Genomic DNA, 20847 nt, shown 5'->3' with positions numbered 1-20847 from the left:
GTCTCCATGCTTATCTTGCCACTTTTGGCGCCTTTAAGCACGGTTTGAGAAAAAGGTCTTACGGTTTGGTTCGGGTCTATTTTCTCACGTTTTTCAATTTCTAGACGGCTAGACCAGAGTCACCAGAAAGGTGCATGCAAAGTGCCGGGTGAGAGTCTGATGGACTGGTTTTACCGGCGGCGGCTTGCGCGTCGGGCCAGTGAGTCCAGACGGCGCAGGCTACCGGCTGTAATCACCACCATCCAAAAACCGAAGGCCGTCAACACGATGAAGGGCAGGATGCCCGAATCTTCAGCTGGACGCACGGGCTGAGGAGCAGCAACTGCCTCGATGCTCTCTCCCTCTTCATGCACTGGCGCAGCAGTGGGACTGGATGTGGGGCTTGCTGTGCCGGTGTTTTTACGGTGCACCGAAACCCACTCTTTCATCGACCCCAGGGGGTTAGACTCCGCTGAATCGGGTGTATTGGGAGCTAGCGCCCGTTGCGGGTTGATCACCCCGAAACCGTAGAAGGCGTCGCGCCCGCTCTCCCCCGCGTCATCGGTGCTGGAGATAATACGCTCAATGACCTGGCTACCGGTAAGGTCGGGGTGCTTTTCCATGATGAGAGCGGCTAGGCCAGAAACCGTAGGTGCAGCCGCGCTAGTGCCGCTCCAGGTAGCATACTTGTTATTGGGAATCGCGCCCACCATGGACTCACTCGGGGCTGAGACAGCGATAGAAATACCCTGAGAGGACGAGGACCAGGAATCCTTCTTACTCTTGTCAACCCCACCTACGGTAAGAACACCGGGCATGGTAGCGGGAGCACCGACCTGGGTAAGTCCCGCTCCCCTATTGCCGGCTGAGGCGATGATAATGACATCTTTTTCTTCGGCATAGGTGAAGGCAGAATCCCAGCTCTCGGGCCAAGAGGTGCTGTCTGACCCCACCGAAAGGTTGATGATGTCCGCGCCAGCGTCCACAGCGTAGCGGACAGCAGCGGGAATCTGCTCATCCACGGACTTAGTAGAGCTACCCACGGTGCCCAGCTCTAAGGAAATCGGCAAGATGGTAGCTTCTGGCGCTACACCTATCATGCCTGCGGGACCATCCCCGGGTTCTCCTGGGTTAGTCGGAGTGCCCCCATCGGAGTGTCCATGCCCAGCAATGACAGAAGCGACCAGAGTGCCGTGCTCCGGCTCGACACCCAGGCCCTTCCAGCCCTGACCGGAGCCATTGCCCGAAGCGTCAAAGCCGTCAATGACATTGCCCTTGAGATCTTGGTGGTTGCCGTCGACTCCGGTATCAATGACCGCGACGGTTACTCCCTGACCGGTAGCTTCCTTCCAGAGATCCGCGAACCCATACTGCATCAACCAGTACTGCCTAGCCCGAATGGAGTCACCGCGCGGGGTATCGATGGTAGGAACGGAGGTCAGGTGCGACGGGCTGGGGGCGGCAGATCTGGTTCCCCCGCTGGGGGATGCACTGGGTTCAGTAGCAAGGGCGGCACGAAAGCCAGTGGTCATCAGCAGAGCACTAGCAACAAGCGCTAGAACCTGGCGAAGGCTGAACCGAGCCATGGAAGCACACTCCTTACCGTAGTTTGCTGAGAGGTAATCGGTGTTGTGAGGGGGTCAAAGCCCTACCGAGCTAATGAGAGGGCAATGCCGTCCAGAATATCTTTTTCAGATGCAATGGCGGTAGAAACCCGCCCCTCGGTCATCTTCGAAATACGCTCGATAATACGAGCCCAGACAATTGAGCCGGCGCCAATAACGTCAACACGGCCCTCGTGCATAAAGCCCAGTTCAGCGCGTTCTTCGGTGGTCATAGCCACCAAATCAGCCGCCGCCTTCGAAATATCTTTGATGGACAGTTCGGTGCGGTCAATAGCTTGCGGGTCATAGGAATCGAGACCCAGCGCATGCGCAGTGACCGTAGTGACCGTACCAGCGACCCCCACCAGACGTTCAGCAACAGAGAAGTCAACCTCAGCAGATGCACCCCCAATAGCCCGGTCTGTATCTGCAATTACGCGGGCAATCTGATCCACGCTCGGAGGGTTAGAACTAACATGGCGCTCAGTCATGCGCACGCAGCCGATATTGACCGACTGCGAGGCCGCTACCCCGTCCTTGTTACCGAGGACGAACTCGGTAGAGCCGCCGCCTAGGTCAATCACCAGCGTCATCTGCTCGGTATTACCCACCGATGATAGGGCACCAGCAAAGGACAGCGCAGCCTCTTCAGTGCCAGAAATAATCTCGGGTTCAACCCCCAGAATCTCCTGGATACCGTTCATGAAAATGTGGCGGTTACCGGCATCGCGGGTGGCACTGGTAGCCACAAAACGAACTTTCTGCGCACCGTGTTCCTTCAGCAAACCGGCGTATTCACGGGCTGCCTCAAAAGTGCGCTCCAAAGATTCTTTGGCCAGCCACCCGGTGGCGTCCACGCCCTTTCCTAGGCGCACAATCTTCATACGGCGCACCACCTCTGATAGGTGGATAGCACCGTCTGCGCCCTCTTCCATGTCAGCGATGAGCAGGCGGATTGAGTTGGTTCCGCAGTCGATAGCACCTACGCGCATCTTCTACCCCTTAAGCTTCAGTAGCGGCGTCAGCACGCCAGGCAGGGTCGCAGTGGCAAACCTCGGGAGTCCACCACTCAGAAATCATATCCAGGGTGCGATCCCCGTAGGGGTTGATGCCGCGCCCCACCGACAGGGTATGACCCAGCACCGCGTGCAGGCACTTAACGCGGGTAGGCATGCCACCGGCAGAGATGCCCTCAATTTCGGGTACCTCACCGGTGTTAGTCGCCACGCGGATGCGCTCACGCTCAGCTAAGTAGTTTTCGTGGGCAGCGCGATAAGCTTCAGCCATTGCTTGATCAGCGGCGACCTCGTCGGTCATGGCGTACATCGCACCTTCTGCTTCGAGGCGAGACGCTGCTGCAGTGATAACAGGGTGCGCCAGGTAAAAAACGGTGGGGAAAGGAGTTCCGTTCGACAAACGCGGGGCGGTAGCAGCCACCAGCGGGTTACCGCAGATACAACGAGCAGGAATCTCGGCCACGTCACGAACTTTTCTCCCCAATTGTGCCGAGAGAACCTGAATATCGAGTTCGGTGGGGGCAAGGGTTTCAGCGGTGACGCCGAAGCCGTGAGGTAAGTGAGTGGTCATGGGATCCTTTATCATCATGGTTGAACGGTGGATTAGCTATAAGTGTACGCGGTGACACCCACCGACTTTAAGCAGGGGTCACTCGCTAGGGGTAACACTAAGATCAGGGCTAGGCGCGTCAGAAGAATCAGTTTCTTCCGCCTCAGAGCCGGCGCCCACCGCTGGGGCGTCCTGTCCAGAAGCTAATTGGAAAGAGCCCCATAACTTGGTAGTCCAGGGGTCTTCTGGGGCCGTTTTCGCTGCGGCACTGGTGTCATCAATTAACGCTGAGGTGCCGTCCAGGCCTACCACCAGGTAGGGTGTCTGACCGGGTTCAACGTAAAAGAGGCGGCTGCGTGCCTGCTGTTTGACGTAGTTATCATCTTCCCACCAGCTGACCTGCGCCTCTAAAGCGTCCTGCTCAGCTTCAAGTGCGGCGATAGTTTCTTTGGCGTCGTTAATCTCATCTCGCTGTTTGAGGAAAGAACTCAAAGGGCCGTAAATAGAGACGGCAATGATAGCGATGATGAGCGCAAAGGTAATGAAGTGACTAGAGAAAGAATGAGCTGCAACGGGAACTTGCGTGTCAGTGTCACCGGAAGGGCTAGAAACTGCTCTGGATGGGGTGGGTTTCTTCTTATTCTTGTGCGGCTGGACGCCGAGGTTCGAGAGACCAAAACCAAAAAAGGCAGCAATCGGGTTACGCCCGCGTTGCTTCTTTTGACCTGCCATGTTCTACCGCTCCCCTCGTCGCTGATCTGTGCCTCACCAGTCTACCGCCTTTTGCTGACAGACCGGTGGGCATACAAAAGCCGGCAGACGGGCAAACCCGCCTGCCGGCTTTGTGCTTAAGCTAAAGACTACTTAGCGAAGCGGGGGAAAGCACCCTTGCCCGCATAAACAGCCTGCTCGCCCAGTTCTTCTTCGATGCGCAGAAGCTGGTTGTACTTAGCAACGCGCTCGGAGCGGGCGGGAGCACCGGTCTTGATCTGGCCAGCGTTGGTAGCAACAGCCAGGTCAGCGATGGTGACGTCTTCGGTCTCACCTGAACGGTGTGAAACCATGCAACGGTATTCGTTGCGCTGAGCCAGGCTCATAGCGTCGAAAGTCTCGGTCAGTGAACCAATCTGGTTTACTTTGACCAGCAGTGCGTTGGCAGCGCCTTCAGCGATGCCCTTACCCAGACGCTCGGGGTTGGTGACGAAGAGGTCGTCACCAACGATCTGAACCTTGTCGCCGATCATTTCGGTCAGGGTCTTGTAGCCGTCCCAGTCGTTCTCGTCCAGGGGATCCTCGATAGACACGAGGGGGTACTTAGCGACCAGGTCAGCGTAGTACTGTGACATCTCTTCAGCTGAACGCTTCTGACCCTCAAAGTCGTAGGCGCCATCGTTGTAGAACTCTGATGAAGCAACGTCGAGAGCCAGTGCGATTTCCTCGCCAGGCTTGTAGCCAGCCTTCTCGATAGCTTCGATGATCAGGTCAAGCGCAGCAGCGTTTGAATCCAGGTTGGGTGCGAAGCCGCCCTCGTCACCCAGACCGGTGGAGAGTTCGCGTGAGTGCAGAACGCTCTTTAGTGCGTGGTAGACCTCAACGCCAGCCTGCAGAGCAGCTGAGAAGGTATCGAAACCGATGGGAGCGATCATGAACTCCTGGATATCAACGTTGGAGTCAGCGTGTGAGCCACCGTTGAGGATGTTCATCATGGGAACGGGCAGGACGTGAGCGTTGGGGCCACCCAGGTACTTGTAGAGGGGCAGGTCAGCTGACTCAGCAGCTGCCTTAGCGACGGCCATGGACAGGCCCAGGATAGCGTTAGCGCCCAGCTTGCCCTTGTTGTCGGTGCCGTCAAGAGCAATCATGGCTGCGTCAACAGCGCGCTGATCTGAAGCGTCGATACCGATAACTTCTTCGGAGATTTCATCGATTACTGCAGAAACAGCACCGAGAACGCCCTTGCCCAGGTAAACAGCTTTATCGTCATCGCGACGCTCTACTGCTTCCCACTCACCGGTGGATGCACCTGAGGGAACTGCTGCGCGGCCAAAAGCGCCGTCTTCGAGCAGAACCTCAACCTCAACGGTGGGGTTGCCGCGTGAGTCAAGAATCTGACGAGCGTGAACTGCGGTAATCAAAGCCATGAATATGCTCCTTGAAGGATAGAAATGAAAATGGCTAATCTGCGCTTCGAGCCCCACCGGCGGGCGGTGAGCTCCGAAGCACGGTTATGCCTTTAGTCTACCAAAAAACCCACATAAGCAAACAGAAATTCACTAATTCCCACTAATATTTCGGCAAATAGCAGAGGGTTTAGTGGCTCTTTACCCACGGTTACCCACATTGCTCACGAAATAGAACGCAAGGAGGGGCACACCAAGCTGCCTTGACTCTAGCTGTGTTGGGCGATGAGGTTGCGGGTCGCCGTGCGCAGGGCACGTTCGGCGTCCAGCCCCCGGCTTTTGGCGGCGGCGACCAGGGTTAGCAGGTGCTCCCCCAGTTCCTCTTCGGTAGTGAAGCTAGAGCCAGCACCCATTTCCTCCGGGTCGAGCAACCCAGCTTTGGAGGCTTTGGACAGGGTTTTTTCGGCCAGGGCTAAGGCAGGGAGGTGAGGTGGGATTCCATCCAGGGGGCCGGTGCGTTCGGGCTTTTCCTTCTTTTTGAGTTCGTCCCAGCGGGTCAGCACGTCATCGCCCGTGGCCGCTTCTTCGTCGCCGAAGACGTGAGGATGGCGGCGTTCAAGCTTGTCGTTGAGGGCGGTAAGCACCTGCACGATGTCAAAGCCACCCTGTTCGGCCGGGGTTTCCTCGGCTACACGGGAGTGGAAGACCACCTGCAGCAACACATCCCCCAGCTCTTCTTTCAGCAGGGCGCGGTCGATTCCAGCGGGGGCCTCGATTGCTTCCACCACTTCGTAGGCTTCTTCTACCAGATAACGCAGTAGGGATTCGTGGGTCTGTTCGCCGTCCCAGGGGCAGCCGCCGGGACTGCGTAGGGTATCCATGATGGTAACCAGACGTTGGAATTGGCTGCCTGCGTTCTCAAGCTGGCTCATTCTAGCCTTCCTGCTCTGCTGGGGACTGCTCTGCCTGCTGGAGTTCCCGGGAGATTTGGGCGTAGGCACTCTGCACGCTTTGCATGAGTGCCTGCTTTTCGTCGAAGGTGCAGAAGGCCCCGTTGATTGCGTTGAGCGTCATTTCGAAGAACTCGGGTATGCCAAAGCCAGCGCTGCGGGAGAGTTCAACGAATTCTCGGGTGATGCTGGTGGAGCTCATCAGACGGTTATCCGGGTTGACAGTGACGGCGAAGCCGGCTGAGAAGAGCAGGGCCAGCGGATGCTCTTCGTGGGTGCGTGCCGGGTCGAAAGCGGCCCCGGTGCCCACCAGGTCAATTTTCTGGGCGGCATCGGTTTGCAGGTTAGAGCAGGGGCAGCATTCTAGGACGATGCGCTGGTTCTTCACCCATTCAGCCACGGGGCCCAGTTGCAGTACGGTAGCCTCGCGGTCAGCGCCGGGCATAAGGGTGCCCTCGGGGTCAATCTCGGCAACGGTGCGGGCGGTGATGTCTTCGGTAATGCGGACGCCGTGACCGAGGCGGCGGGCGCGGCCGTCAACGAGGGCTGAGCGGATAGATTTGAGGCCATCGGCTTCACCGGCGTGCAGGGTAACGGGCATGAAGTGGGCGGCGGCGTAGTCCAGGGCTTCGGTGAAGAGGCTGGCTGGATAACCTGCTTCTGGGCCTGCCAGGTCAAAGCCGACAATGCCCATCTGGCGGTTAGCCACGGCAAGCTGGGCAATTTCTAGGCCCCGGTCGTTCTGGCGCATGGCGCAGAGAATTTGGTTAACCAGAATGCGGCCGCCCAGCGTTCCGATGTATTCCATGCCGTCCATGAGCCCGTCAGCAACGGCCTCTACCGCTTCTTGCAGGCTCAGCCCGCGGCGGGTGTGAAGCTCCGGTGCCCAGCGCACTTCCCCGTAGATGACGCCGTCTGCTGCCAGTGTCACCACGTGGTCGCGGGCAACCTTACGCAGATGCTCGGCAGTTTGCATGGCCGCCACCGTGTGTTCGAAGGTTTCCAAATAGTGTTCTAGTGAGCGGGAGTCAGCTGCCTCACGGAACCAGACGGCTAGCTCTTGGGGATCTGTGGCAGGTAATTCGTGACCAATCTCCGCAGCGTGCTTAATCAGCGTTTCTGTCTGCACCCCACCGTCCAGGTGATCGTGAAGGCTAATCTTGGGCAGTTTTTGAATCCAGGTAGGTTCTTGCGTCACGGTTTCTCTTTTATTCTCGGTGTCATAGGTTTGGTGCCAGTGTACAGAAACCGCCCGGGCGCTGCATGATCAGCTAGCAGATGGTAGCTAGCAGGCAGTGACCGGGCGGTGAACTACAGTGGGTTTTAGAAGGTCCAGGACGCCAGCGCGTCGTTCATATGCGCCGGGATGTTAGCGCCGGTGCGGGGGAACATGCGCAGCTCTTCAACGTACTGCTGGGCGGGCAGGCGCTCAGGGTAGCTGATGAACGCTTCCTCATCGTTGTAGTCGAAACTGACTGCTGCGGGCACACCGGGGGTGAAGCGGATATTGATGGCCAGGGGTGAGCCGCTCCCCTCCTTGTAAGAATCAGCTTTGAGCTGCAAGATAGCCAAGGTTTCCTCGGGCACCAGGTCAAAGGTGCGCACCTGTTCCCAGAAGCCGTTGCGGCGCACGTGAGTTAGAGCATCGTAGTAGGAGCCCAGCGAGCGCACCCGAATCAGCACCGTGGAGACATCCAGCGCTGTGCCGTTCTCACCAAAGAGAGTATCGTAGGCAGGTGCGAAGCGGGAGACGACCTCTGCTTCGGTCAGCACCAGGTTGCCTTCAGCCAAGGTGGTTTCTGAGGGCTTGGTGTAGCTCTGGGCGGCAAAGGAGGGAGCGACGTCCACATTAGCGCCCGCACTGGGGGCATCAAGCGGTGCCGATGCCAGGGCAGGGCGGGAGGCAGCTGCCGGAGCGACCACGGTCTGCTCATCGTGGGTATCAAAAGCGTCATCATCGAGATGGATGGGCAGGTCGCTGGGACCGCCCAGGGGTAGAACGGGAGCTACCGCTGTGCTCTCTTCCTCATCCTGTGAGTCTGCAGGACTATCGGCAGCAGGGTTATGATTCTCGGGGTTCTCTAGGGTCTCATTCCTATCGGCACGGTCTCCAGCGGTTTCAGAGGCAGCGTTGAACTCTTTGGACCCCTCTGTTTCAGTTTCGGCTGGGCCAGGAGCTTCAGTAAGCTGGGCAGGAACCTCGGTCTGTTGACTCGCAGGTGCACCCCCAACCTCAGCTGCGGTGCCCTCATTGGGGCCTTCAGAAGATATGCTCTCGATTGTGGCATCAGAAGTATCTTCAGAAGTAGCCGGGGGAGCCAGGAACTCAGCCTTATGAGTGTTCGCCTGCTCATCTGCGCTCTCTTCGGCCTCGTTCGATGCCGCTAGGCTAGCCGATTCACGCTCCCCCGGGTTACTTGCAGTCGGGCCGTCCTCAGGGGCAGGTTCGGACGCCACGCTTGCTGTCTCAAGGTGCTCTACCTCGGTTGACTCCTGTTCCGTCTCAACCGGCTCAGCCTGAGCCTGCTCAGAGGACGCTACCGGCTCATCAGCAGTTAGGGCGTAGTTCAGGTTGTGGCTGCTGCCCTTTTCAGAATTGATGAAAGAGGCCTGCACCTGTTCCTCCCCGGCAACAGCGGGGCTCACCATAATGAGGGCACGGGTAAAGGCTCCGCGCTCGCCCTTTTCCTCATCAACGTAAAGATCAGCGACCTCAGTAAACCAGTCGCCACCGGGTAGCACGCTACCTTTTTCTAGCTCGTTGCCCCGCTGGTAGAAGGTGTAGCTCATATCGTTCCCCTGCTGAACCAGGTGGAGGGTAATTTGTCCATCAGCGGAGGCGCGCATCTTCTGCGCGAGAGCGCGCAATGCACCGCCTACTTCTGCCTGTTGCTCGGTGGCACGCGCAGACTCTTCCGAAGGTGCAATAAGGGCAGGAGCTAGAACATCGCGAGGTGCGGTTACAGCTGCCCGCTGCTGATCTTTTTTACGGCTGAAGAGACCCATGGCTTATCTTCTCTTTTCTGGCTAGGGAGTGGCGCGCTAGGCGTTAATACGATCAAGGATGATGGAAGTTTCTGACAGTTGGCCATTAATATCCCATGCACCCTCAAGAGACTGCAGGGCACGGTCAAACCGTTCAGGGGTGTCGGTCATGAGGGTCATCAGGGGTTGCCCCTCAGTCACGGTGTCCCCGGGTTTTGCGTGAAGCTTGATACCTGCAGCTAGCTGCACAGCGTCCTCCTTGCGGGCTCGGCCAGCCCCAAGACGCCAGGACGCCACACCCACCGAGAGTGCGTCTAAGCGGGTCAGGGTGCCGGCCTGCGGAGCAAGTACAGTATGGGTTTCACGAGCCACCGGCAGGGCAGCATCAGGGTCACCGCCCTGGGCTGAAATCATCTGACGCCACTTGTCCATGGCGCGCCCATCTTTAAGAGCTTCAGCGGGGTCGGCATCTACGCCAGAGTTCCTCAGCATCACCCGCGCTAGTTCCAGCGTCAGTTCAACGACATCCGCTGGGCCGCCACCGGCGAGAACCTCAACCGACTCTTCAACCTCACAGGCATTACCTACGGTCAGGCCCAGGGGGGTGTCCATGTTGGTGAGCAGCGCACTGGTAGTGACGCCGGCGTCCTGCCCCAGTCCCACCATGACCTCAGCTAGTTCGCGAGCCTGCTGAATGTCCTTCATAAAAGCGCCCGAGCCAACCTTGACATCGAGCACCAGAGACCCGGTGCCTTCAGCAATTTTCTTGCTCATGATGGATGAGGCGATGAGCGGGATGGCTTCAACGGTGCTGGTGGTGTCCCTCAGTGCGTAGAGCTTCTTATCAGCCGGCGCCAGCCCTGAGCCGGCGGCAGAAATAACTGCACCGATAGAACCTAGAATATCGATGGTTCGCTCGTTGGAGATACTAGCCTGCCAGCCGGGAATGGCCTCTAGCTTATCGAGGGTTCCACCGGTATGGCCCAACCCGCGGCCAGATAGCTGCGGCACCGCAACCCCATAGACGGCTACCAAAGGGGCCAAAGGTAGGGTGATTTTATCGCCCACACCCCCGGTGGAATGTTTATCGGCGGTAGCAATCTTCTTGCCCGGGCCAATGATGGACGAGAAATCCATGCGCTCACCCGAACGAATCATGGCATCGGTCCACCGAGCAATTTCAGCCCGGCTCATGCCGTTGAGGAAAATTGCCATGGCAAGGGCACTCATCTGCTCATCAGCTACTACACCACGGGTGTAGGCATCAATGACCCAATCAATCTGATCATTCGATAGCTGCCCGCCGTCCCTCTTGGTACGGATGACATCTACAGCGTCAAAAGCCTCGTTACTCACGCGCGTCCTCTCATCAACAGGGCCATTTCGCCCCACCTCTTTGTGTTTTGTCTATCTTCCAGTATGCCAGTTGAAGCTAGTGCTTACCCGTCTAAAGCAGCTGTCTACTGGTTTAGAGCCGTTCGGGGCCAAACGCATCGGGTAACATCTGCTCGATGGTCATGATTCCACCGGCAGACTTAATCATCATTCCTGCGGCACTGTGTTCATAGAGCAGCTGACGGCAACGTCCGCAGGGCATGAGCGGCTCCCCTGCCCCGTCCACGCAGGCAAAGGCCATCAGTTTACCGCCGCCGGTACGAAATAAATCAGAGATCAGCGAACACTCGGCACAGAGGGTTATACCCAAGGAGGCGTTCTCGATATTGGCGCCAGAGACGATGCGGCCGTCCTCCGTTAGTGCAGCAGCACCCACCGGGTACTTGGAGTAGGGAGCATAGGAGGTGGCCAAGGCACGGCGTGCCGCATCTGTTAGTTCATCCCAGTTAATTGAAGTCATCATGCCTTCCTTAGACAGCAATGGCTACCGCACTCTTATCGTGCAGTAGCCATTCGTCGGTCGTTATTCCTTGACGTAGGGCGTGCCCACAGCTGCAGGGCCACGTGAACGGCCTACCAGACCTGCCACCGCAAAGATGGTAACCAGATAGGGCAGCATTGCCAGTAGCTCGGTGGGCACCTGCGTGCCCAGAATGGAGAGCACGAACTGAAGGTTGAGTGAGAAACCAAAGAGAAGGGCTGCGCTCAGGGCACCCACCGGAGTCCAGCGTCCAAAAATGAGTGCGGCCAGCGCGATGTAGCCCTGCCCCGCTGTCATGTCAGAGTTGAAGGCTGACACCGACACCAGGGTGAAGAAGGCTCCACCCATACCGGCTACGGCACCGGCCAGCAGCACGTTCATCAGACGCAGTCGGTTGACGTTAACGCCCAGAGTGTCAGCTGCCTTGGGGTGTTCACCCACCGCGCGGGTACGCAGACCCCATTTGGTCTTGTTGAGCGCGAACCAAATCAGCCCTACGACGAAGTACATGAGGTAGACCAGAACATTCTGGTCGAACAGTACCGGTCCGATGACAGGGATCTGTGACAAAACGGGGATTTCGAAGCTAGGCAGCTTGGGCGCAGAGTTAAGGGTGGGTGCATTGGGTTGCAGGACACGTGCAAAGAGGAAGCCGGTGAGACCCGAGACCAGTACGTTAACCACCACGCCCACGATCACCTGATCCACCAGGTATTTGATGGAGAAGAGGGCCAGGACAGCCGAAACCAGCACGCCACCGGCCATAGCGGCCAATAAACCTGCCCAGGGGCTACCGGTGAGAGAGCCAACCAGCACCGCCGAAAAAGCGCCGAAGAGCAGCTGACCCTCGATAGCAATGTTGACGATGCCTGAGCGCTCGCAGAGCAGACCACCCATGGAACCAAAAATCATGGGGATAGACAGTGCTACCGCACCGGTCAGCAGTGAGACCAATGACAGGGAGGGTTTGGCGGTAGAACCAATAGCCCAAACCAATAGACCGGTGACAAAAGTAAGCCAAAAGAGGGGGGCTACCCAGCGGCCTAGTAACTTACCAGTGTTGGTTGTTACCAGAGCGTAGGCGGCTAGAGCCAGCATGATCGCTACAGCAATCCAGCCGTAAACCTGGGGGTTAATCTGCAGAGGTTCGGCCTGGAACCAGCGGACGCCGTCGGAAATGCCGAGGCTGATGGTCTTCTCAGGGGCACGGAACCCAATCAAGAAGACCGAGAGCAGAGCCAGGACCGTGTAAATAACCGGGTTTTTCCAGTTCTTCACAACACCGGTTTCGGTCTCAGCTGAGACCTTAGTGTTTTGAGTAGCTACGACACTCATGCTGCTGCCTCCACTGCCTTAGATGCGGACTTCTTCTTTTTGGTGCGCGGTGCCCCGGTGGGGTCGGGCAGACGGAAGATTGCGCGCACCAGCGGAGGTGCGGCAATAAAGAGAACGATAAGAGCCTGGAGCACCAAGACGATGTCAATGTCGGTACCGGTGCTGACCTGCATTGATACGCCACCGGCGCGGAAGGCTCCGTAGAGAAGAGCTGCGAAGAAGGTGCCCACAGGCTTGGAGCGGCCCAGTAGCGCTACGGTAATGGCGTCAAAGCCGAGGGACGCCGCAATACCGGTAGAGAGCACCTTTTCGGTTCCAGCTACCTGGGCTGCGCCCGCGAGACCGGCCAAAGCACCCGATAGAGCCATCACCACAATGTAGCCCGATGCCACGGAGATACCGGCGGTGCGGGCGGCGTTGGGGTTAGCGCCCACCGCGCGCAGGCGAAAACCGACGGTAGATCTATTTAGCAACCACCAGACGAAAGCTACTGCTAGGAGCGCCGCCAAGAAACCTGCGTGCAGACGGAACTGCGGGCCCAGCAGGAGCGGGAAGAGTGCGTTCTCGCCCAGTTTCTCTGAAATGGGGTTAGAACTACCTTCGCGCTGCAGCAACGGAGTCTTCAGCAGGTAGACCAAAAGGTTGGCAGCGATGTAGTTCATCATAATAGAGAGGATGACCTCGTGCGCGCCCGTGCGAGCCTTGAGAACACCAATGATGCCGCCCCAGATAGCGCCACCAACGATACCCCCCAGCAGAATCAAGGGAACCATAACGAGAACGGGGAGGCCCGCGTTCAGGGCTACCCAACCTGAGACGATGGCACCCAGAATAATCTGGCCCTGAGCACCGATGTTAAAGAGACCTGCTCGGAAGGACAGTGCCACGGCCAGACCTGCAAAAATGAGCGGTGTTGCAACGGTCAAGGTTTCTGTCAGCGGACGAATCTGCTGGGTGAAGTTCCTGCCGTTGGGGTTGAAGATTGAACCCTGCAAAAGAGCTACGTAGGAGTCATAAGCAGCGCTCCACCCAGCGGCAAGGGTATCCAGCGGGCGCGCAAAGAAGTACCGTGATGCTGCCTGAGTCGCGGGGTCGGTTACAGCAATTAGCAGGCCGCCCACAATGAAAGCAGCCAGTGCTGCGCCAATAGAGAGGCCAATACTACCGCCAACAATCCGGGCGAAGAGGGAGGGCTTCTGGGTTTCCACCAGTTGCGAAGGGACATCCTGAGGAGGAGTCGGTGCGTCGGTGTCGGCTGCCAGAGCAGGGTCTACCTGCTGGGCAGCGGGCTGCTTATCGCTCATTCTCTTCTCCTTCTGCCCACGGAGCAGACTCGGTTACCTGGGTTTTAGCAGCAGAGACACTCGATGCCTCTGAGTGCTCGGTATCAGCTGCCAGCACCTCCTCGTAGGTGGCACCTGCCATCATCTGGCCCAGCACAGATCTGGGGGTGGTCGGTGGGACGATGCCCATCAGCTCACCGTGGAAGAAGACGGCAATGCGATCGGCAAGACCGTAGACCTCATCCAGTTCGGTAGAAACGATGAGAACGGGCACGCCCTTATCGCGTTCTTGCACGATGCGTTTGTGAATAAATTCGATTGAACCGACATCCACACCGCGGGTGAGCTGGGAGCCAACAAAAAGTTGCAGGTCCCGGCTCAGCTCGCGCGCTACAACGATTTTCTGCTGGTTGCCGCCGGATAGGGTGGATGCAGTGTGCTCCTTAGAGCCCATTCTGATATCAAATTCAGTACCAGCGCGATCAGCGTTAGCTGAAATCTTTGAACGGTTGAGAGTACCGGCTGAAGAAAACTCAGGGGTATCAAACAGGTCGAGCACCAGATTCTCAGAAATCGAGAAGGAGCCGATGAGCCCGTCCTTGCTACGGTCTTCAGGCACAAAGCCAACCCCAGAGCGTAACACCTGCTTGGTGCTCATGCCCAACAGCTCGGTGCCGTTGAGACTCAGAGAGCCTGTTGCCTTAGGGTGAAGGCCAATAATGCTTTCTGCCAGTTCGGTCTGCCCGTTACCCTGCACACCAGCCACAGCAAGAATCTCACCGCCGCGCACCTCAAAGCTGACATCCTTGAGCAGAGGCACACCGTTATCTGCCATCAGGGTCAGGTTTTTAACCTCAAAGACCTTGTCACTGAGCTGGGCTGCGTCCTTATCTACGGTTAGCTGAACATTTTTGCCCACCATCATGGAAGCCAGCTCAGTGGTTGACATGGTGGGCTGGGCGTGACCAACCACCTTACCGCGGCGAATCACGGTGATATCATCAGAAATTTCGCGCACCTCACGCAGCTTGTGTGAGATGAAGAGCAGAGATTTTCCGTCCTTGCGCAGCTGATCCATAATGCCCAACAGCTGATCAGTTTCCGCAGGGGTAAGGACGGCGGTAGGCTCGTCCAGAATGAGGATTTCAGCGTCGCGCACCAGTGCCTTGATGATCTCAACGCGCTGCTGAACGCCCACCGGCAAATCCTCAACCACCGCATCCGGGTCTACATGGAAGCCGTAGCGATCAGAGATTTCACGGATTTTCTTGCGGGTTGACTCAAGATCAAGGGTGGCGCCCTTGATTGATTCAGCACCCAGGGCTACGTTTTCTGCCACCGTGAACACGGGGACCAGCATAAAGTGCTGGTGCACCATACCGATACCGGCTGCCATTGCATCCGAAGGCCCGGAGAATTCCACCGGCTGATCATCAATGAGCATCTGACCCTCTGTAGGGCGGTAGAGACCATAGATGACGTTCATCAGAGTAGATTTACCCGCCCCGTTTTCCCCCAGGAGACAGTGAACCGTGCCAGGGGTGACGGTCAGGTCAATGCTGTCGTTAGCGGTAAAATCACCAAACCGTTTAGCAACCTTGCGCAGTTCGAGTTTCATCGAGTGGCTTTCTGTGTAAGAACCGGCGCAGCCCCTTACCCAGCGGCAAACTGGAGTGGCTTCGCGTATACGTCGTGCTTTAGTCTAACTGGTCTCTTGCCGAGGAAAGAACCAGGGGGCAAACAAGCGGCTCACACTACCCTAGGGGAAGTGCGAGCCGCATTTACTATGGCTCAACCGCTAGGAGTTATGCGGTGGGTGAGCCAGCGGTTTCGACCTTGATAGTACCGGAGATAATATCTTCTTTGATCTTGTCCAGTTCAGCCTTGGTCTCGTCAGTTACCTCGGAATCAAAGTTGTGGAAGGGAGCCAAGCCCACACCATCGTTCTCCAAAGTACCGATGTAAGCCTCGGAGGTGAAGTTACCGTCCATGTCAGCCTTGATGGTCTCGGTGATAGCGTCATCCATTTTCTTCATGACAGAGGTGAGGATGATGTCCTGGTAGTCAGCGTTGGTCTCGAAACCATCAGCGTCAACCCATACAACAGATGCGGGTGAATCGGGGTTTGATGCGTTGTATTCCTTAACAGCTTCAAGAGTACCTGAACCTACGGGGCCAGCAACGGGCATGATGACGTCAGCACCCTGGTCAAGGAAGTTCTGAGTGTTGGTCTTGCCCTTGGTGGCATCCTCAAAGTCACCGGTGAAAGTACCGCTCTGGCTGTCGCTGTTCCAGCCCAGAACCTCAACGTCTGCGTTCTTCTGCTCGTTATAGTACTCCACACCCTGCGCGAAGCCATCCATGAAGATAGTAACGGTGGGGAATTCCATACCACCGTAGGTAGCTACCTTGCCGGTCTTTGACTGTGCTGCAGCAACGTAACCGGCCTGGAAAGCAGCCTGAGCGGTGTCAAAGACAATGGGGCGCACATTATCCAGCTCGATGGAGTTATCATCCACAATGGTGAAGTGCAGATCGGGGTTAGCTTCGGCGATTTCTTTGGTGGTATCAGCCAAACCGAAGCCCACAGTAACGGTGAGGTTACAACCAGCCTGGACCATCTCGTTGAGGTTGGGGGCGTAGTCGGTCTCAGCGGTGGACTGAGCTTCCTTCACGTTAATACCGAACTCGGTCTCAGCGTGCTTTACGCCAGCGTAGGAGTTCTGGTTGAAGGACTTGTCCTGGAAACCACCAAAGTCAGATACGATGCAACCAAGGTAGTCGCTGGACTCCCCGGATGCTGATGATGATTCTTCGGGAGCCGCTCCACAACCTGCAAGCAGGAGGGCGGAGACACCCAGCAGTGAACCGGTTGATGCAATGTGCTTGCGTGAGAAAGCCATGAGAGTCCTTTTCGTACGGTTCTGAAAGCGTGCCCTGCGCAACCTTGCGCCGGTGTTTTAACCCGCCCCAGAGAATATTTTGCGTAACACAACACATCTTAGTGTGATTTAAGTTTCTATTCATCTCCGGCCGCCCAGCATACAAGTGAACCAGGCTACACTTCTGGGTGCCCCTGAGTGAATACCCCATTATTTACGCTAATCACAGCGGCAGTAGCCGGATACCGGAATAGAGACGGGCCAGTTCAAGGTTTTTTAAAATATTCCCTTTCTTGGCCGTGCAACATTTCTCTAGGGAGGGTAGCCCTCTAGCGGACTAGTTCAGCGCGGATAGCGCGGAGGGCAGTAGCTGCCATGACGCGCACCCCAACTTCAATGGCACGTTCATCAGGGGCATAGTCCCCGCGGTGCAGATCAAAGGTGTAACCCCCGGGTACACGCGTACCCAAACGGATAAGCGCACCGGGCACCTCTTGTAGCACCCAGGCGAAATCCTCGCCGCCCATAGACTGCTCAACCAGCACCACTGCGTCCTCCCCCAGCTCGGCACGCGCAGCGTTCTCGAGCATAGCAACCTCGTCTTCGGTGTTAACTGCCGGCGGGACGCCGCGGAAATGCTCTAGCTCCACCTCGACGTTATAGGGGGCAGCAATCTGTTCAACCACTTCGTCAAGCATTGAACCCGCCTGCTTCCAGACGTCTGCATCCAGGCAGCGCATGGTCCCGGCGAGAAAGGCGGTGGAGGGGATGGCATTGGGGGCCACCCCCGCTTCAATCTGGCCCCAGACCACCAAAACCCCGCTGCGCACGTCAGTCTTGCGAGAGAGCACAGCGGGCACATTGATGGCGATCTGACTCAGAGCATAAACGATGTCTTCGGTCAGGTGCGGGCGCGAAGTATGACCGCCCCGGCCTTTAAGGCTGATTTTAATGGTGTCAGACGCACTGGTAATCGCCCCGATACGGGTGCCGATTTTGCCCACATCCACCTTGGGGTCGCAGTGCAGGGCAAAGGCGCGGGGCATGCCCTCTAGGATTCTTTGAGCCAGCACATCGACAGCGCCGCCAGGCAGCTGTTCCTCAGCCGGCTGGAAAATAATACGAATGCTAGCACCCAGCGGGTTTTTTTGGTGCAGGCGGTGCAGGGCGATGGCAACACCCAACATGACGGTCTGGTGGATGTCGTGCCCGCAGGCGTGCATGACCCCATTGACTGTGGAGGCGTAGGGCAAATCGGTTTCCTCTTGGATGGGTAGCGCATCAATGTCAGCACGAAAGGCTGCCGCGAAAGGTCCCTCCCCCACATCAACATAGCAACCGGTGCCCTTGAGGTGCTGAGGCTTCAACCCGGCCTCAGTCAGAGCGCTAAAGATGCGCTCGGTGGTTTTCTTCTCCAGGTAGGACAACTCGGGGTTGGCATGCACCTCACGGCGGAAGCGGATGAGCTCCGGGGCGAGCGTGCGAAGGCGCTGCCCAAAGATTGGAGAGTTCACATCAAGGGTAATCGCTGCTGAAGAAGACATACATCTAAGATAGCCCCTGCCCCGCAATCCTGCGAAGTGAGACCGCTCGTGAAGCACCACCCTCTCTATGACGCTTCTGTGACACTTCTTCACCAGATGCAGGACGCCGCCGCGCTCCCCTACCCTGATGGCAGGTGAGACGCGGCGGCGTCCTGTCGATGCTCTAGCGGCTAGAGTGAGCGGACGAGAATTGCCTGCTTGACCTCGGCGATAGCCTTGGTGATCTCAATACCGCGGGGGCAAGCCTCGGTACAGTTGAAGGTGGTGCGGCAGCGCCAGACGCCTTCTTTGTCGTTGAGGATTTCTAGTCGCATATCGCCGGCGTCATCGCGTGAGTCGAAGATAAAACGGTGGGCGTTGACGATCGCTGCCGGGCCGAAGTACTGGCCGTCGGTCCAGAAAACGGGGCAGGACGAGGTGCAGGCCGCGCAGAGGATGCACTTGGTGGTGTCATCAAAGCGAGCACGGTCTTCCTGGGACTGGTAGCGCTCACGCTCAGGCTCGTGGGTGTCATTGACCAAGAAGGGCATCACCTCACGGTAGGCCTGGAAGAAGGGCTCCATATCGACGATGAGGTCCTTCTCGCAGGGCAAACCCTTGATGGGCTCGACGGTAATCGGCTTAGCCAGATCGAGGTCCTTAATGAGGGTCTTGCAGGCTAGGCGGTTGCGGCCGTTGATGCGCATGGCATCCGAGCCACAGATACCGTGTGCGCAGGAACGGCGGAAGGACAGCGAACCGTCAATCTCCCACTTAATCTTGTGCAGGGCATCCAGTACGCGGTCTGTGCCGTACATGGTGAGCTGGAATTCGTCCCAGTGCACTTCTGCCGACAGCTCGGGGTCGTAGCGGCGTACCTGAACAGTGATGTCAAAGGTGGGCGTTGCGCCCGCACCACCGGTTTCAGATGCTAGCTGAACCTTTGATTCTGGTTCACGTGCTTCAAAATCAGCCATTTTAGTACTTACGCTCCATCGGTTCGTAGCGGGTGAAGGTCACGGGCTTGGTGTCGAAACGCAGACCCTTGATGCCTTCCATCTCGGTGGTCTCATCGCGGTAGACCATGGAGTGCTTCATGAAGTTAGCATCGTCGCGGTCGGGGTAGTCCTCGCGGAAGTGACCGCCGCGGGATTCCTTGCGATGTAGGGCAGCGACCGACATAACCTTGGCAAGTTCCAAGAGGAAGCCCAGTTCAACAGCTTCGAGCAGATCCAGGTTAAAGCGCTTGCCCTTGTCCTGGACCTGGATGTTCTTGTAGCGCTCTTCGAGTTCAACAATCTTGTCGACGGCGTTGTGGATGGTCTCTTCGGTGCGGAATACCTGCATGTCGGCGTCCATAACATCCTGCAGTTCCTTGCGGAGCTGGCCTACCTTTTCAGCGCCTTCGCCGTTGCGGATCTGATTGAGCAGGGCGAGGGTTTCGTCGGCTGCATCATCGGGTACAGGCAGGAAGTCAGCGCTTGCAGCGTACTCAGCAGCGTACATACCGGCGCGCTTGCCGAAGACGTTAATATCCAGCAGGGAGTTGGTGCCCAAGCGGTTTGAACCGTGTACAGACACGCAGGCTACCTCACCGGCTGCGTAGAGACCGGGGATGATGTCTTCTGAGTTGGCGTGAACCTCAGCCTTGATGTTGGTGGGGATGCCACCCATTGCGTAGTGAGCGGTGGGGAACACAGGCACAGGCTCGGTGTAGGGTTCAACACCCAGGTAGGTGCGCGCGAACTCGGTGATGTCCGGCAGCTTCTCATCGATGTGTGAGGGTTCCAGGTGGGTGAGATCCAAAAGGACGTAGTCCTTGTTGGGGCCACAGCCGCGGCCTTCACGCACTTCGTTAGCCATAGAGCGGGCAACGATATCGCGGGGTGCTAGGTCTTTAATGGTCGGCGCGTAGCGTTCCATAAAGCGTTCACCGTCTGAGTTGCGCAGGATGCCGCCTTCACCGCGGGCTGCCTCTGAGACCAGGATGCCCAGGCCAGCCAGGCCGGTCGGGTGGAACTGTACGAACTCCATATCCTCCAGGGGAATGCCGTTGCGCAGGGCAATCGCCATGCCGTCGCCGGTGAGGGTGTGGGCGTTAGAGGTGGTCTTGAAGATCTTGCCACAGCCACCGGAGGCGAAAATGATGGACTTGGCCTGGAAGACATGGACGTCACCGGTTGCCAGGTCGTAGGAGACCACGCCAGCGGGGCGGCGGACGCCGTCCTCATCTTCAACCATGACCAGATCGAGCACGTAGTACTCGTTATAGAACTCAACGTTGTGCTTAACGCAGTTCTGGTACAGGGTCTGCAGAATCATGTGGCCGGTGCGGTCTGCTGCGTAGCAGGAGCGGCGCACGGGTGCTTTACCGTGGTCACGGGTGTGGCCACCAAAGCGTCGCTGGTCGATGCGTCCTTCAGGGGTTCGGTTGAAGGGTAGACCCATCTTTTCAAGATCCAGCACGGCTTCAATGGCTTCCTTAGCCATTACCTCTGCTGAATCCTGGTCAACGAGGTAGTCCCCGCCCTTAATGGTGTCAAAGGTGTGCCATTCCCAGTTGTCTTCTTCGACGTTGGCAAGGGCTGCACACATGCCACCCTGGGCTGCACCGGTGTGGGAGCGCGTAGGGTAAAGCTTGGTGAGAACAGCAGTGCGGACGCGCTGACCAGCTTCAATTGCTGCGCGCATGCCGGCACCACCGGCACCAATAATTACGACATCGTACTTATGTACCTGCATTA

Annotated in this window: 17 protein-coding genes; all 17 read right to left on the bottom strand. The window is 57.6% G+C overall.

The window, feature by feature from the left end:
- Positions 1-170: 170 nt before the first annotated feature.
- A complete protein-coding gene (locus VVR27_RS02715; RefSeq protein ID WP_368546964.1) occupies positions 171-1565 on the bottom strand; it encodes a S8 family serine peptidase in 1395 nt (464 codons plus the stop codon).
- A gap of 62 nt (positions 1566-1627) precedes the next feature.
- The gene (locus VVR27_RS02710; RefSeq protein ID WP_368546963.1) at positions 1628-2575 is read right to left on the bottom strand and encodes an exopolyphosphatase; all 948 of its coding nucleotides are present in this window, start codon (positions 2573-2575) and stop codon (positions 1628-1630) included.
- Between the two features lie 10 nt (positions 2576-2585).
- Positions 2586-3170 carry a DUF501 domain-containing protein gene (locus tag VVR27_RS02705; protein ID WP_346873440.1) on the bottom strand — a complete coding sequence of 195 codons (585 nt, stop codon included), beginning with the start codon at positions 3168-3170 and terminating at the stop codon, positions 2586-2588.
- Between the two features lie 78 nt (positions 3171-3248).
- Complete coding sequence (locus VVR27_RS02700) at positions 3249-3881, bottom strand: septum formation initiator family protein (RefSeq protein ID WP_368546962.1); 633 nt, start codon at positions 3879-3881, stop codon at positions 3249-3251.
- 128 nt (positions 3882-4009) lie between these two features.
- Positions 4010-5290, bottom strand: a complete 1281-nt coding sequence (gene eno / locus VVR27_RS02695; protein WP_251380644.1) for a phosphopyruvate hydratase — start codon at positions 5288-5290, stop codon at positions 4010-4012.
- Between the two features lie 248 nt (positions 5291-5538).
- Positions 5539-6201, bottom strand: coding sequence for a YabN family protein (locus VVR27_RS02690; protein WP_368546961.1), 663 nt, complete (start codon positions 6199-6201; stop codon positions 5539-5541).
- A 1-nt stretch (position 6202) separates the two neighbouring features.
- The gene (locus tag VVR27_RS02685; protein ID WP_368546960.1) at positions 6203-7417 is read right to left on the bottom strand and encodes an adenosine deaminase; all 1215 of its coding nucleotides are present in this window, start codon (positions 7415-7417) and stop codon (positions 6203-6205) included.
- A 125-nt stretch (positions 7418-7542) separates the two neighbouring features.
- The gene (locus VVR27_RS02680) at positions 7543-9225 is read right to left on the bottom strand and encodes a hypothetical protein (RefSeq protein ID WP_368546959.1); all 1683 of its coding nucleotides are present in this window, start codon (positions 9223-9225) and stop codon (positions 7543-7545) included.
- A gap of 36 nt (positions 9226-9261) precedes the next feature.
- Positions 9262-10560: a thymidine phosphorylase gene (locus VVR27_RS02675; RefSeq protein WP_368546958.1), complete on the bottom strand. Its 1299-nt coding sequence runs from the start codon at positions 10558-10560 to the stop codon at positions 9262-9264.
- A gap of 112 nt (positions 10561-10672) precedes the next feature.
- Positions 10673-11059, bottom strand: coding sequence for a cytidine deaminase (locus VVR27_RS02670; RefSeq protein WP_346873528.1), 387 nt, complete (start codon positions 11057-11059; stop codon positions 10673-10675).
- Between the two features lie 63 nt (positions 11060-11122).
- Positions 11123-12415: an ABC transporter permease gene (locus tag VVR27_RS02665; RefSeq protein WP_368546957.1), complete on the bottom strand. Its 1293-nt coding sequence runs from the start codon at positions 12413-12415 to the stop codon at positions 11123-11125.
- Positions 12412-13719, bottom strand: a complete 1308-nt coding sequence (locus tag VVR27_RS02660) for an ABC transporter permease (RefSeq protein ID WP_346873448.1) — start codon at positions 13717-13719, stop codon at positions 12412-12414. The genes VVR27_RS02665 and VVR27_RS02660 overlap by 4 nt, the downstream gene beginning before the upstream one ends.
- The gene (locus VVR27_RS02655) at positions 13709-15316 is read right to left on the bottom strand and encodes an ABC transporter ATP-binding protein (protein ID WP_368546956.1); all 1608 of its coding nucleotides are present in this window, start codon (positions 15314-15316) and stop codon (positions 13709-13711) included. The genes VVR27_RS02660 and VVR27_RS02655 overlap by 11 nt, the downstream gene beginning before the upstream one ends.
- A 187-nt stretch (positions 15317-15503) precedes the next feature.
- The gene (locus VVR27_RS02650) at positions 15504-16601 is read right to left on the bottom strand and encodes a BMP family protein (RefSeq protein ID WP_368546955.1); all 1098 of its coding nucleotides are present in this window, start codon (positions 16599-16601) and stop codon (positions 15504-15506) included.
- Positions 16602-16909: 308 nt separating this feature from the next.
- Positions 16910-18124: an amidohydrolase gene (locus VVR27_RS02645; protein WP_368546954.1), complete on the bottom strand. Its 1215-nt coding sequence runs from the start codon at positions 18122-18124 to the stop codon at positions 16910-16912.
- 170 nt (positions 18125-18294) lie between these two features.
- Entirely contained in the window at positions 18295-19080 is a 786-nt protein-coding gene (locus tag VVR27_RS02640) for a succinate dehydrogenase iron-sulfur subunit (protein ID WP_345446280.1), read from the bottom strand.
- Between the two features lies 1 nt (position 19081).
- Entirely contained in the window at positions 19082-20845 is a 1764-nt protein-coding gene (gene sdhA / locus VVR27_RS02635; protein ID WP_346873452.1) for a succinate dehydrogenase flavoprotein subunit, read from the bottom strand.
- Between the last annotated feature and the right edge of the window lie 2 nt (positions 20846-20847).

Origin of the sequence: Rothia sp. LK2492, from assembly GCF_040946345.1 — a bacterium.
Lineage (GTDB): Bacteria > Actinomycetota > Actinomycetes > Actinomycetales > Micrococcaceae > Rothia > Rothia endophytica.
This window is presented reverse-complemented; position numbering and strand designations above follow the sequence as displayed.

Excerpts from the sequence above, each read along its gene's own strand:
- VVR27_RS02715 (WP_368546964.1), bottom strand. The coding sequence starts at position 1,565 with ATGGCTCGGTTCAGCCTTCGCCAGGTTCTAGCGCTTGTTGCTAGTGCT.
- VVR27_RS02710 (WP_368546963.1), bottom strand. The coding sequence starts at position 2,575 with ATGCGCGTAGGTGCTATCGACTGCGGAACCAACTCAATCCGCCTGCTC.
- VVR27_RS02705 (WP_346873440.1), bottom strand. The coding sequence starts at position 3,170 with ATGACCACTCACTTACCTCACGGCTTCGGCGTCACCGCTGAAACCCTT.
- VVR27_RS02700 (WP_368546962.1), bottom strand. The coding sequence starts at position 3,881 with ATGGCAGGTCAAAAGAAGCAACGCGGGCGTAACCCGATTGCTGCCTTT.
- eno (WP_251380644.1), bottom strand. The coding sequence starts at position 5,290 with ATGGCTTTGATTACCGCAGTTCACGCTCGTCAGATTCTTGACTCACGC.
- VVR27_RS02690 (WP_368546961.1), bottom strand. The coding sequence starts at position 6,201 with ATGAGCCAGCTTGAGAACGCAGGCAGCCAATTCCAACGTCTGGTTACC.
- VVR27_RS02680 (WP_368546959.1), bottom strand. The coding sequence starts at position 9,225 with ATGGGTCTCTTCAGCCGTAAAAAAGATCAGCAGCGGGCAGCTGTAACC.
- VVR27_RS02670 (WP_346873528.1), bottom strand. The coding sequence starts at position 11,059 with ATGACTTCAATTAACTGGGATGAACTAACAGATGCGGCACGCCGTGCC.
- VVR27_RS02665 (WP_368546957.1), bottom strand. The coding sequence starts at position 12,415 with ATGAGTGTCGTAGCTACTCAAAACACTAAGGTCTCAGCTGAGACCGAA.
- VVR27_RS02660 (WP_346873448.1), bottom strand. The coding sequence starts at position 13,719 with ATGAGCGATAAGCAGCCCGCTGCCCAGCAGGTAGACCCTGCTCTGGCA.
- VVR27_RS02655 (WP_368546956.1), bottom strand. The coding sequence starts at position 15,316 with ATGAAACTCGAACTGCGCAAGGTTGCTAAACGGTTTGGTGATTTTACC.
- VVR27_RS02650 (WP_368546955.1), bottom strand. The coding sequence starts at position 16,601 with ATGGCTTTCTCACGCAAGCACATTGCATCAACCGGTTCACTGCTGGGT.
- VVR27_RS02645 (WP_368546954.1), bottom strand. The coding sequence starts at position 18,124 with ATGTCTTCTTCAGCAGCGATTACCCTTGATGTGAACTCTCCAATCTTT.
- VVR27_RS02640 (WP_345446280.1), bottom strand. The coding sequence starts at position 19,080 with ATGGCTGATTTTGAAGCACGTGAACCAGAATCAAAGGTTCAGCTAGCA.
- sdhA (WP_346873452.1), bottom strand. The coding sequence starts at position 20,845 with ATGCAGGTACATAAGTACGATGTCGTAATTATTGGTGCCGGTGGTGCC.